This is a genomic window from Bacillus sp. A1 (assembly GCF_042296235.1).
Lineage (GTDB): Bacteria > Bacillota > Bacilli > Bacillales > Bacillaceae > Bacillus > Bacillus velezensis.
The window spans coordinates 2,311,409-2,323,578 of record NZ_CP141181.1; the positions used below are offsets into that span (position 1 = coordinate 2,311,409).

Annotated in this window: 16 protein-coding genes and 1 riboswitch; of the genes, 3 read left to right on the forward strand and 13 right to left on the reverse strand. The window is 46.2% G+C overall.

Features of this window, described 5'->3' with window-relative positions:
* Window positions 1-33: 33 nt before the first annotated feature.
* The 3 genes from U2H13_RS11310 to U2H13_RS11320 form a co-directional block, all read right to left on the reverse strand.
* Entirely contained in the window at window positions 34-519 is a 486-nt protein-coding gene (locus U2H13_RS11310) for a DUF3907 family protein (protein ID WP_121984467.1), read from the reverse strand.
* A gap of 89 nt (window positions 520-608) precedes the next feature.
* The gene (gene scpB, locus U2H13_RS11315; RefSeq protein WP_007409428.1) at window positions 609-1,202 is read right to left on the reverse strand and encodes an SMC-Scp complex subunit ScpB; all 594 of its coding nucleotides are present in this window, start codon (window positions 1,200-1,202) and stop codon (window positions 609-611) included.
* The gene (locus U2H13_RS11320; protein WP_061862345.1) at window positions 1,192-1,947 is read right to left on the reverse strand and encodes a segregation/condensation protein A; all 756 of its coding nucleotides are present in this window, start codon (window positions 1,945-1,947) and stop codon (window positions 1,192-1,194) included. The genes scpB and U2H13_RS11320 overlap by 11 nt, the downstream gene beginning before the upstream one ends.
* Before the next feature lie 207 nt (window positions 1,948-2,154).
* On the opposite strand from U2H13_RS11320, the gene U2H13_RS11325 reads away from it, so the two are divergent.
* Both U2H13_RS11325 and U2H13_RS11330 read left to right on the forward strand, forming a co-directional pair.
* Window positions 2,155-2,244 (forward strand): YjcZ family sporulation protein, encoded by a 90-nt coding sequence (locus U2H13_RS11325; protein WP_003153376.1) that lies wholly within the window; start codon window positions 2,155-2,157, stop codon window positions 2,242-2,244.
* Window positions 2,245-2,330: 86 nt separating this feature from the next.
* Window positions 2,331-2,852, forward strand: coding sequence for a DUF309 domain-containing protein (locus tag U2H13_RS11330; RefSeq protein WP_003153375.1), 522 nt, complete (start codon window positions 2,331-2,333; stop codon window positions 2,850-2,852).
* A 65-nt stretch (window positions 2,853-2,917) separates the two neighbouring features.
* Here U2H13_RS11330 and ribT read toward each other — a convergent pair whose 3' ends face one another.
* The 9 genes from ribT to U2H13_RS11375 all read right to left on the reverse strand — a co-directional run bounded on the left by ribT (window position 2,918) and on the right by U2H13_RS11375 (window position 9,577).
* Window positions 2,918-3,292, reverse strand: coding sequence for a GNAT family N-acetyltransferase RibT (gene ribT, locus U2H13_RS11335; RefSeq protein WP_003153373.1), 375 nt, complete (start codon window positions 3,290-3,292; stop codon window positions 2,918-2,920).
* Window positions 3,293-3,407: 115 nt separating this feature from the next.
* Window positions 3,408-3,872 (reverse strand): 6,7-dimethyl-8-ribityllumazine synthase, encoded by a 465-nt coding sequence (ribE, locus tag U2H13_RS11340; protein WP_003153372.1) that lies wholly within the window; start codon window positions 3,870-3,872, stop codon window positions 3,408-3,410.
* Between the two features lie 32 nt (window positions 3,873-3,904).
* Complete coding sequence (locus U2H13_RS11345) at window positions 3,905-5,101, reverse strand: bifunctional 3,4-dihydroxy-2-butanone-4-phosphate synthase/GTP cyclohydrolase II (RefSeq protein WP_071391671.1); 1,197 nt, start codon at window positions 5,099-5,101, stop codon at window positions 3,905-3,907.
* A gap of 14 nt (window positions 5,102-5,115) precedes the next feature.
* Window positions 5,116-5,763, reverse strand: coding sequence for a riboflavin synthase (gene ribE / locus U2H13_RS11350; protein WP_121984464.1), 648 nt, complete (start codon window positions 5,761-5,763; stop codon window positions 5,116-5,118).
* Window positions 5,744-6,859, reverse strand: a complete 1,116-nt coding sequence (gene ribD, locus U2H13_RS11355) for a bifunctional diaminohydroxyphosphoribosylaminopyrimidine deaminase/5-amino-6-(5-phosphoribosylamino)uracil reductase RibD (RefSeq protein WP_376700461.1) — start codon at window positions 6,857-6,859, stop codon at window positions 5,744-5,746. The genes ribE (U2H13_RS11350) and ribD overlap by 20 nt, the downstream gene beginning before the upstream one ends.
* A 131-nt stretch (window positions 6,860-6,990) precedes the next feature.
* Window positions 6,991-7,137: riboswitch (FMN riboswitch) on the reverse strand.
* A 119-nt stretch (window positions 7,138-7,256) separates the two neighbouring features.
* Window positions 7,257-7,601 carry a hypothetical protein gene (locus U2H13_RS11360; protein WP_003153366.1) on the reverse strand — a complete coding sequence of 115 codons (345 nt, stop codon included), beginning with the start codon at window positions 7,599-7,601 and terminating at the stop codon, window positions 7,257-7,259.
* Window positions 7,602-7,848: 247 nt separating this feature from the next.
* Window positions 7,849-8,424 (reverse strand): signal peptidase I, encoded by a 576-nt coding sequence (lepB, locus tag U2H13_RS11365; RefSeq protein WP_024085545.1) that lies wholly within the window; start codon window positions 8,422-8,424, stop codon window positions 7,849-7,851.
* 80 nt (window positions 8,425-8,504) lie between these two features.
* The gene (locus tag U2H13_RS11370) at window positions 8,505-8,996 is read right to left on the reverse strand and encodes a CcdC protein domain-containing protein (protein ID WP_376700462.1); all 492 of its coding nucleotides are present in this window, start codon (window positions 8,994-8,996) and stop codon (window positions 8,505-8,507) included.
* Window positions 8,997-9,145: 149 nt separating this feature from the next.
* Window positions 9,146-9,577 carry a peptidylprolyl isomerase gene (locus tag U2H13_RS11375; protein WP_003153363.1) on the reverse strand — a complete coding sequence of 144 codons (432 nt, stop codon included), beginning with the start codon at window positions 9,575-9,577 and terminating at the stop codon, window positions 9,146-9,148.
* Between the two features lie 284 nt (window positions 9,578-9,861).
* Between U2H13_RS11375 and U2H13_RS11380 the strand changes: the two genes are divergently transcribed.
* Complete coding sequence (locus U2H13_RS11380; protein ID WP_014418285.1) at window positions 9,862-10,761, forward strand: DUF1002 domain-containing protein; 900 nt, start codon at window positions 9,862-9,864, stop codon at window positions 10,759-10,761.
* Between the two features lie 44 nt (window positions 10,762-10,805).
* Here the strand turns inward: U2H13_RS11380 and lysA are convergent, their stop codons facing one another.
* The gene (gene lysA, locus U2H13_RS11385) at window positions 10,806-12,125 is read right to left on the reverse strand and encodes a diaminopimelate decarboxylase (protein ID WP_012117893.1); all 1,320 of its coding nucleotides are present in this window, start codon (window positions 12,123-12,125) and stop codon (window positions 10,806-10,808) included.
* Between the last annotated feature and the right edge of the window lie 45 nt (window positions 12,126-12,170).

A 12,170-nucleotide genomic window follows, 5' to 3' on the forward strand; every position in this document is an offset into this window, starting at 1 on the left:
CACATAAAAAAACTCTTCCAAAAGGAAGAGTTTTTATCTGACTGATGCCATATTTGAGCCTGATGCTTCATATTGCGCCAATTCTTCCCGCATGCGCAGAAATTCACTGCTGAGCGAAAGCAGAAGGCTCCGCAGCGAATCCGGCACTTGCTGGTAGAATTCAATCGCGCTTTGGCCTGTATAAGCGGCGCGGCTGTTTTCGTACCATGTATCCTTTTTCGGCATGAAAAATTCTTCCACGCACTGATGATACACTTTATACAGCGTTTTTTCCGCTCTCACCTCATGAAACGGCTCCTGCATTAAGAGCCGGCGGCAGGCTTCCTGGGCGCCTTCGCAAAAGACGGTCATCCTCCTCAGCACACTGAGCACGTCGCGGCAGTATGCCTCATCCGCCTCTCCTTGAGCCCGCATCTCCGGCAATGTTGTATGATTTAAATATTTGCTGACCATCGTGACAACCTCGGCTAAAAATTCACCAGTTTCTTCAGTATGGGCCCTCACAATCGAATTTCCCATTTCCGTCCGTTTCCTTCCTCTCTTTTACTTCGTCATTTGCGTCATTCATCAATGGCCTTTCCCTACTATCGTATGATGAAAAACGATTATTATTTAATATCCTCAAAAGTTTGGTTGAAGTTTTCAAAGAATAAATCGGCTTCCTCCTGGAGAACGTCTTCCTCCGCATTTTCAGGAAGCGGCGGGAGCTCCTCCAATGTTTTTAAGCCGAATTGTTCAAGAAATACCGGTGTCGTGCCGTATAAAATCGCCCGGCCGGGACCGTCGGCGCGGCCCACCTCACACAGCAGCGCTTTTGACACGAGGCTGTGCAGAATCCGCTCAGACTTCACGCCCCGGATATCTTCAATTTCCGCCCGTGTGATCGGCTGCTTGTACGAAACGATCGCCAGCACTTCCAAAGAAGCCTGTGACAGCCCTTTTGACGGCACTTCAATTAGTTTTTTCAAATAAGGCACGAATTCTTTTTTCGTTCCAAGCATATACGTATCCGCATATTCGGTTAGCTCGATGCCCCTGTCATCTTCCTTGTACTGAGCGGCCACTTCTTCCATGATTCCGGCCAGTTCCGCTTCTTCTATTTCAAGCACCGTCACCAATTGCTTTTTGGTCAGCCCTTCATCACCCGCCGCATACAGCAGGGCTTCCACAATCGCTTTCCAATTCACGATATCAAGCGCCATGAATGGATTCACTCCCCGTAATGTATATATCTGAAAAGTTTTCTTCCTGTTCAATGATAATCTGCTGATTTTTCATCAGTTCCAGGACTGCTAAAAACGTCACGACGAGATGGTCCTTTTGCCGAGAAGGAAAAAGCTCCGTGAAGTTTATTCTTCTCCCCGCCGTTTTTAAGCTTTTTACGATTTCGTTCATTCTGTCTTCAATCGGTATTTCCTGTCTTGTAATGGTCGTTTCTTTCGGCCGCGTGATTTTTTTACGCTGAAGCACCTTTTGAAACGCGCCGATCATGTCATAAACGGTCACCGACAGTTTATGCTCGGTCTGTTTGATTTCTTTTGCATACTCACTTAAATCACTCGGCGGCTTTGTAAATGACTTTTGTCTTTCTTCTTCCCGCTCTTTTAAATCCTTCGCAGCGGTTTTATACTTTCTATACTCAATCAGTTTTTCAATCAGCTCGTCCCGAGGGTCTTCTTCTTCAAGCATTTCGTCTTCAAACAGCTCTTCTTCTTGTTTCGGAAGCAGCATTCTGCTTTTAATGCTGAGAAGCGTCGCCGCCATGACCAGATATTCACTGGCGACATCAAGTTCAAGCTCTTGCATTGTATGTACATATAATAAATATTGTTCAGTAATGGTTGCCACGGGTATGTCGTATATGTCGATTTCAAGACGGTTAATCAGATGAAGCAGCAGGTCCAATGGGCCTTCAAACGTATCAATTTTCACTTGATATTCTACCATTATCTCACCATTTTCAGTATCACTCTCATTGCCGGAAAAACTGGCTACCCTTTAGTATAATCCACCGAAATGCTCTCGTCCAATACTTTTATACACGTCCTCCGTTATTTAGAAAATACTGAAAAAGAAGATATACGCCTATACCTTTAAAGGCGGATGCACATATGATAGCCGTGTAAACTTGAAACAAAGGGAGGCTGATTTCACATGAGCGGAGCTTGTTTCGGCGGAGGTTTTGCATTAATTGTCGTTCTGTTTATTTTGCTCGTTGTCGTAGGAGCATCTTACATCTGCTAGTTCCTCAGGCTTCAGACACCAAGCCGCTCTTTTTCCTTTTCATAGCGCTGTGGTACACTGGTTTTAGCATAAAAGGAGGAAGCGGCTTGTATCCTAAAGCTTATATCGGCTTTTTGGCCGAATTTCACGCATCAAGAGATTATTTTGAGTGTCATGAACTGTTAGAGGAATATTGGAAAGAAAGCCCGGCTGAAAAGCGGAGCATTCATTGGGTCGGCCTGATTCAGCTTGCCGTCGCTCTGTATCACCAGCGCAGGGGAAATGAAGCCGGGGCGAAACGGCTGATTGCCAACAGCTTACGTATTCTCCGGTCTGAAAAGCAGGCGGTCTGTTCTCTCGGGCTCAGCCATCCGAAGCTGATTGAGCTGATAGAAACGCTGTCAGACGATATAGAAGCGGGCCTGCCTTACAGAAGTGTTATGCTTCCGATTACAGATGAAGCCCTGAAAGAAGCATGTCTTGCCGAATGCCGCCGAAAGGGCTATACATGGGGGCAAGACGGCGTATCAGATACCTTTCTTATCCATAAACACCGCCTGCGGGACAGGACGGATGTCATTAAGGAACGCGAACGGGAAATTGAGAGAAGAAAAAAAAGCAGAGGCTGACGGTCAGCCCTGCTTTTTCTATATCAAAACAGCTCCCGAAACCGTGAAGATTCCGGGAGCATTTGTCAGTTATTATAAGAGATATCCTGATCTTTTTGATGTTGACAGCGTTCAAAAAAGCTTTGCGTTAATTCATTCGGAACGAGTGCCTCCGTTTTGAACAGACGTTTTAAGGCGTCCATCATTTGCTTTCCGATTCCTTGATGGCGGTGAGAAGGATTCACGCTGATATGCCGGATTTCAACCTCTGAGTCCTTTTTTTCGACTCCGATCGCTCCGACGATATCTTCATCCTCTTTCCATAGAAAGAGCTGGCGGCCAGTATCCGTTTCATAGTCCTTTATTGTCTGCTGAAGCTGCTTGAGATCTTTTTCATTCGGCATAAATGACAGAAGACCCATCGCAATCTTTTCAAACGATTTTTTATAACGAATTAACATAAAAACCCCTCTATATCCAAAATGTCCATTCATGTCCTATCAAACGGATACATAAGGCGATCCGTTTTCTCACATTATATCATTTTCGCCGCGGTTTTAAACGCTTTTCAACAAATTATTCAAATGAGCGGTTTAAATTTGCCATTTCAATGGCAGATACTGCGCAATCCGCTCCCTTATTTCCGGCTTTTGTTCCGGCTCGTTCGATGGCCTGCTCAATGGTTTCAGTCGTCACGATGCCGAAGATAACCGGGACGCCCGTCGCCGTTCCCGCCTGGGCGATGCCTTTTGCCGCTTCATTGCAGACATAGTCATAATGCGTTGTCGCTCCTCTGATAACCGTGCCGAGCGTAATGACGGCATCGTATTTTTTCGTTTCCGCCATTTTCTTTGCCGCAAACGGGATTTCAAACGCTCCCGGCACCCAAGCGACGTCAATGTCGTTTGATTCTACACCGTGGCGAAGCAGCGTGTCTTCCGCTCCGCTTAACAGCTTGCTCGTTATAAATTCATTAAATCTGCCGACGACGATTCCGATTTTGAGTCCTGTTCCTACTAGGTTTCCTTGTATGATATTCATATGTTATCCATCCTTTTTTGTGAGATTTGTTTTTAGAAATGAAGCAGATGTCCAAGTTTTTTCATTTTGGTCTGTAAATACTGTTTGTTATGCTCACTCGCTTCCATTTGAAGCGGCACCCGTTCTGAAATGCTGAGACCGTATCCTTCGAGGCCGGCGATTTTCCGGGGGTTATTGGTTAAAAGTTTCATATGCTGAACCCCTAAGTCGCGGAGAATCTGGGCGCCGATGCCGTAGTTGCGCAGATCAGGCAGAAAGCCGAGCGCTTCGTTCGCTTCAACCGTGTCGTACCCTTGTTCCTGCAATCGGTACGCCTTCAGCTTATTGATTAAACCGATTCCTCTGCCTTCCTGGCGCAAATACAATAGAACGCCGCGGCCTTCTTCAGCAATTTGCGCAAGCGCGGCATGAAGCTGAGGTCCGCAATCACAGCGATGGGATGCAAACACATCGCCCGTCAGGCATTCTGAGTGCACTCTGACAAGAACGGGTTCGCTGTTAAACGGAACTTCCCCCATGACAAAGGCGAGATGTTCTTTTCCGTCAACCTCGTTTGTATATCCGTAAACTCTAAACGTGCCGAAGTCAGTCGGCAGCGTAATATCAACTTCTCTGTTCACAAGTGTCGTAATGTTGTAACGGTACTCTATTAAGTCTTTTATCGTAATCATTTTCAGCTGGTGGCGTTCGGCGATTTCGGCTAACTCCGGCACTCTGGCCATTGTGCCGTCTTCATTCATAATTTCACAAATGACGCCCGCTCCCTGAGATCCGCAGGCTTTTGCAAGGTCAACGGCTGCTTCCGTATGGCCCGCCCGCTTCAGGACGCCTCCTTTTTTTGCGATTAAGGGGAAAATGTGGCCCGGACGCTGAAAATCGTCAGACACAGATTCCTCGTTCAACAGCGCCTGAATCGTAAAAGAACGTTCTTGAGCGCTGATGCCTGTTTTTGTCAGCCTGTGGTCAATACTGACCGTAAACGCGGTCTCATGTGAGTCCGTATTATGATCGACCATCGGGTGAAGATCCAGCCGGCCGGCGATGTCTTCAGACAGCGGCGTGCAGATCAGGCCTCTCCCATGGGTCGCCATAAAATTCACCACTTCAGGCGTGGCATGCTCAGCCAGCGCTACGAAATCTCCTTCGTTTTCTCTGTCTTCATCATCGACAACAATGATGACTTCACCTTTTTTCAGCGCCTCTAACGCCTCTTCTATCGGATGAAACATATCGATCTTCCTTTCTAAAAGCCGTTCTCGCTTAAAAAGGCTTCCGTGATAGTTTGATTGCTTTTCGTTTGTTCTGTTTTGTGCAAAAAGCGGTATAAGTATTTGCCGATCATGTCACACTCAATATTTACGGTCGATCCGACTGTTTTCGTCTGAAAAATCGTTTCTGAGATGGTATGCGGAATGATGGATACCGTCACGCTTTCGTCTGATAGACCGAAAATCGTCAGGCTCACGCCGTCTACCGTAATTGAACCTTTCAATACGAGCGTTTTTGTCAATTCCGGCGAAAGTTTTAAATCGTAATAGACCGCGTTGCTTTTTTTCTCGATCCGCGTAATTTCCGCCGTTCCGTCCACATGCCCTGATACAAAGTGGCCGCCGAACCGTCCGTTGGCGGACATCGCTCTTTCCAGGTTTACTTTACTGCCTTTTGACAAGCCGTTCAGCGAAGTGGCTTTCACTGTTTCCGGCATAACATCAACCGTAAATTGATTGTCAGAAAATCCGGTTACGGTCAGGCAGATGCCGTTTACCGCAATGCTGTCGCCAAGTTTCACATCACTTGTCACTTTTGAAGCGGTGATGGTTAATGCCATGGAAAGGCCTGTCTTTTTGATTGCTTGGATCGTGCCTGTTTCTTCAACGATTCCTGTAAACATCGTCACCATCCTTTCCATCTTTAGGTATGGCCGTCAGTTTTATATCCGGCCCGATTTGGGTGATTTGTGTGAATTGCAAATGGGGGACATCTTTCATTGATTGAAAACCTTCACCGGAGATCAAGCTGGGAGCAAGCGTTCCTCCGATTAATTTAGGGGCGAAATAGAAATGAAGCTCTTGGAAACAGCCTTCCTTGACAAAACTTCCGTGTACGGATGCTCCGCCTTCCACATAAACGGACATTATGCCGTTTTCAGCGAGAATACTGAGCACCTCAGGGATGTGAATGCGGTCTGTTTCCAGCGGAAAAACTTTTATTCCGAGTGCGGTCAGCCGATCTTGCTTTTGCACGTCTGCACCTTTGGCCGTAAATATCCATGTCGGCGCAGCGCCGTCAGTGAGCACATTTGCCGTTTCAGGAATGGTCAGCTTTGTATCGAGAATCACTCTGACCGGCTGCTTCACCGCATCAGGAAGCCTGCAGGTCAGGCTCGGATTATCGGCTTTGACTGTGCCTGCTCCGACAAGAATGCTTTGATGCGATTTCCTGTATTGCTGGGCATCTAGCCTTGCCGCCTCTGATGTAATCCATTTGCTGTCACCGGTTTCGGTCGCTGTTTTCCCGTCAAGGCTCGCGGCCGCTTTCAAGGTGACATACGGAAGTCCGGTCCGCATGAAGTGAAGAAACATTTTATTCAGCTCTTCTGCCTGCTGCCTGAGAAGTCCGGTTTTCACTTCGATGCCCGCTGCTTCCAGCATTCCGATGCCTTTTCCGGCTACAAGCGGATTCGGATCTTTCACAGCAATGAACACCCTTTTTATCCCCGACTTTATTATCAGTTCGGCGCATGGCGGTGTTTTTCCGTAATGGCTGCAAGGCTCCAGCGTCACATACAAATCGGCGCCTTTTGCGTGTCTGCCGGCCATATGAATCGCGTGAACCTCGGCATGTGCTTCTCCGTATTGCAAATGGGCGCCCATTCCGACGATCTGTCCGTTTTTGACGACGACAGCGCCGACAAGAGGATTGGACTGTGTCTGTCCTTCACCGCGTCTGGCAAGTTCTATTGCCGTATTCATATAATATTCATCCATCGTTATCCCTCCCTTCTTCCACGCAATTTGGCGTCAAAAAAGCCCCGAATGTTTACACAGTTCGGGGCTTTGCCAGTTTTAATCCATAGGAAATAAGACTATACAGCAAGTTTATTTTTTGCATAGCTTCTCTCATCCTTCTCCCATCCAGACTTTCACTGTCGGCTTCAGCTTTTCACTGAATCCACCGTATACAGATGCATACGGGTCACGGGCTGTAAAGCGCAAAGCGCCTTATTACCGCCGGTCGGGATTTTCACCCAGCCCCGAAGGATACAATCAATATTTTTTTGTCCTTATCCGCTATTATAACATCCTTTGCGGCAGGCGCAATGAATTTGCACCTCATTATTCAGAAAAATAAAAAGCGCCCTTTTCCCATAAAAGGCGTCTTTATTTATTCGTTCACTTTGACGACCTTCAATAAGCCGTCAATCCGGTTTGATTTGCTGAAATACGCTTTAATCTTATCACCTTTTTTCACATCGGAGAGATCCTGCTTCAGCTTGTCGCCGTTAAAAATAATTTTTGTGCCGTTCGCTGCCGTACCGTGATACTCAGTTCCTTCGATTTTCGTAATTTTATATGTTTTGACTGTATATTCTTCTTTTTCCTGGGACAGGGTTTGTCCGATTGCAGTCGGCACGTCTTTCAGTTCAATATCGTTTATGACCATATAACCGCCCGCTAATAACAGCAGCAGTACAAGTAAAATGGCTGCTTTTGTTTTAATTCTTCCCATTTTTCTACCTCCAGCCCGTATCAATCTATTCATTACTATGTCATATTCCTTTTTTTCATGAATAGAAAACCGTTCTTCCCTGCGTGAGTTATTCATATAACGTTTCATTAAGGGAAGATGTTTCATGTATCTGTAAAACTTTCTATCTATTAAATAGATATACGAATTTATGTTCTGTTTTTGAGGGTGGAGAGATAAATTTATATAAAAAAAGCAGTTTTCTCATGAAGAAAACTGCCTGTACGGTTTATTTCGTCTTTCGAATTTCGTTAAACGGGAAGAAGACGAATTTTGATGTGCCCGCTATTTGTTTTTTCGTAAAAAGACCGAGGCCGTTGCGGCTGTCCATAGATTCTCTGCGGTTATCACCCATGACGAAATATTTGTCGTCCGGCACTTTCACCGGGCCGAAGTCTTCCGTCAGCCGGTCAAAGCCGCCTTGCTTCGCCTTGTTCTTGTTTGCCGCTAAATACGGTTCAGACACTTTTTTGCCGTTGATATACAGCTGATCGTTTTTCATTTGAACCGTGTCGCCGGGAAGTCCGATAATCCGTTTGACATAGTGCTCATTTTCTCCGTTCAGCACGACGATCTGGCCGCGTTTGAAGTCGCTTATGTATTTGACCGTCATATTGACAAAGATTCTCTCGCGGTCATGTAGCGTCGGATCCATTGATCTTCCATCAACGAGATAAGGAGCAAATAAAAAGTTTCGGATGAGCAGTGCCAGAACGACAGCGATGATAATGGCTTTCGCCCAATCAAGTACGGCGCTTTTTTTAGAAGTTTTTTCTTTTTCTGATTTCAAGTGATTTCCTCCCATTAGCCATGGTCGTTTTTATTTTACCATGAATCCCTGCACAGAGGGCAAATAAGCCCCGCACCCCATCCATTTTTTTCATTTTATAAGCCGGATCTGCTGATATTACGGTATTTCACGAAACTTCCGATCCGCCAAATGCACAAATACACAAAAGCAAGCTCCATCGTTAAAACGGCGAATTCCGCCGCGTCAATGTTTTTGAAATATTGGCTGAGCGCGATACGGATCGCAATAATCGCGATAATGACATATTTAAAGTTTTTATTCCGCTTGGAGTAGACAAAGCCGTCTTCCCGGATTTCATAGGCGGTTTGCGACAGCATGATGACACCGAATACCGCGCCTAACAGTCCGGCGATGGCGAGCTCCCAAAGAGCGGGAAAATGAAACGGCTTTCCCGGGATATTCATGAGCTGGCTGATACTGAATGTGAAAATGACGGCGATAATCAAAAGCGGGAGAATGATGCCGAAGCCGCCGCCTTTAATCGGCCTGTTTCCCTTTTTCACCCTGAACCAAATCATAAGTGCGAGAATGATAATGACAAATAAAACGGTTGCCAATTGAACCAACGTTTCTACCTCTTTTCATTGTTGTAATCGGTCTTTTTCACTATACCAGAATGATCACCGATGTTCATATATGTATTTTTTCATGATTTACACATGAGAATTTTCATATACATAAAAAAACCCGCCTGAAAAAGGCGGGTTTTCCGTCATTATCCTTCTACACGGATTTCTTTCATTTTGTCTCCGTTAGACATGTTTTTCGCATGCTCTAAACCGCTTGTCACTTTTCCGAATACAGTATGAACGCCGTTTAAATGCGGCTGCGGCTCATGTACGATGAAGAATTGGCTTGAACCCGTGTCTTTACCGGCATGCGCCATTGATAAAGAACCGGCTTCGTGTTTATGCGGATTGCCTTCTGTTTCACATTTGATCGTTTTTCCGCTTCCGCCCATGCCTGTCCCAGTCGGATCTCCGCCTTGGCTGACAAAGCCCGGAATCACGCGGTGGAAAATAACGCCGTCATAAAAGCCCGTATTCGCCAGATTTTCAAAGTTAGCGACTGTATTAGGCGCTTCATTCGGATAAAGTTCAAATTCGATTCTGCTGCCGTTTTCCATTTCGATGTAACCAGTTTTCATTCTCATTCCTACTTCCGTATTGTTTTTTGTCAAAGCCTTCTTTAATATGAATTTCAATTGTAAGCCGGCTTTCTTTTTGATATTCTTTTGAAGGAAGAGGCCTCTGCTCTTCTTTTCGCGGCTATTATACCACACCTTCAGCCGGAAAACGAATCTCCCCGCTTCCGCAGAAAGAAAATGAAACCAGAACAGCTTCACAGCCGTCTATGTATCGGAACTGCTTCACGCAGGTCCTCACAAACCGCTTCAAAACGGCAATTGTGAAAAGAAGGAGGTTAACCGCTTTGAAAAAAATGTGGATTGGATTGCTGGCGGCGGCCGTTGTATTGTGCACAATACCGAAAATCAGCCTGGCCGATGCCGCAGTCGGAGATGTCATCGTCACACTGGGGGCGGATCTGTCAAACGAAAACCGTCAGAAAGTGCTTGACGAATTAAATGTCCCTGATAACGCGACAAAAGTGACGGTCACGAATAAAGAAGAACATGAATATCTGGGAAAATATATATCGAATGCCCAAATCGGCACAAGAGCCATCTCTTCGTCATCCATCACGGTGGCAAAGAAAGGGTCCGGGCTTGACGTTAAGACCCATAATATCGATTCCATTACGGATGAAATGTACTTAAACGCCCTGATGACAGCAGGAGTGAAAGATGCGAAAGTATACGTGACGGCGCCGTTTGAGGTATCAGGCACCGCAGCATTAACGGGAATCATCAAGGCATATGAAGTCTCATCAGACAAAGCGATTTCAGAAGATGTAAAACAGGTCGCCAACCAAGAGCTTGTCACCACTTCAAATCTCGGGGATAAAATCGGGGATAAAAACGCCTCCGCGCTTATCGCAAACATTAAAGATGATTTCGCGAAAAACGGTGTGCCCGATACAAAAGAAGGAATCGAGAAAAAGGTCGATGATGCGGCTTCAAACCTTAATATTACACTGACTGACGCTCAAAAAGACCAGCTCGTTTCATTGTTTAATAAAATGAAAAACGCCAAGATTGATTGGGGCCAAGTCGGCAGCCAGCTCGATAAGGCAAAAGACAAAATCACGAAGTTCATTCAATCCGATGAAGGCAAAAGCTTTGTTCAAAAAGTCATTGATTTCTTCGCTTCGATTTGGAATGCGATCGTGTCTGTATTCACAGGAGACAGCGGATCAAGTTCTAACAGCTGAATGCAAAAAGAGACCGGACGCCATTGTTCCGGTCTCTTTTTTATTTATTGTTTGACCCCCGTCTTAAATGGCAGATCCAGTTTTACAATGTCTTCATAAGTTTCCCTTCTAATGACAAGATGCGCTTCGCCGTCTTCCACAAAAACGACGGCGGGACGCGGAATGCGGTTGTAGTTGTTAGCCATGCTGTATCCGTATGCTCCCGTGCAGAAAACGGCTAGAAGATCGCCTTCTTTCACTTCCGGAAGGTCTATATCCCAAATGAGCATATCCCCGCTTTCACAGCACTTGCCCGCGATGGATACCGTTTTATCGTGGTGTTCTCCGATTCTGTTTGCCGATACGGCTTCATATTTCGCCTGATACAGCGCAGGACGGATATTATCGCTCATGCCCCCGTCAACCGCTGCATATTTACGGGTGCCGGGCACTTCTTTTTGCGAACCGATGGTATAAAGCGTCGTTCCGGCGTCTCCGACGAGCGAGCGTCCCGGTTCAATCCAGATCTCCGGAATGTCAAAAGCGTGCAGCGCTGCGTTTTCTTTTACCGCTTCGATAATTTTTTCCACATAAACGGCGGGATGAAGAGGTTCATCCTCCTCCGTGTAGCGGATGCCGAAGCCTCCCCCTAAATTCAGCACTTCAGAGACAAAGCCGAATGATTCTCTCCATTCATTCAGTTTTGCAAAGATTTTTTCTGCGGCCAGCACAAAGCCCGCCGTATCAAAAATTTGCGATCCGATGTGGCAGTGAACGCCGAGAAGGCGGATATGGTCCGACTGTAATACTTGTTCAATCGCCTTTTCTATTTGCCCGTTATGCAGATCAAAACCGAATTTGGAATCTTCCTGTCCCGTCGTAATATAATCATGCGTATGCGCCTCTACCCCCGGAGTGATCCGCAGAAGAACATCCATTGTGCGCCCTGATTTGCGGCACAGTTCCGCGAGTAAGGAGATTTCATAAAAATTATCCACGACGATGCAGCCGATTTGATGATCGAGCGCCATTTTCAACTCTTCTTCGCTTTTGTTATTGCCGTGAAAATGAATCCTGTCAGCCGGAAAACCAGCCGCAACCGCCGTAAACAGCTCTCCGCCGGATACAACGTCCAATGAGAGCCCCTCCTGTTCAGCGAGCTGTATCATCGCAACGGAAGAAAACGCCTTGCTTGCGTACGCGACCTGCGCCTTTAAATCCGCGTCAATGAATGCCTGTTTAAAGCTTTTAGCGCGCTCACGTATTAAAGCCACATCGTAAACATAAAGAGGCGTGCCGTAATGCTCCGCTAAATACAGCGCGTCCACACCTCCGATTTCCAAATGACCTAGTTTGTTTTGTCTGCTTGTGCCATGTAAGAACAATGCTCATTCCCTCTTTCTGATCCGCATATGGGTGAAAAGGACAGC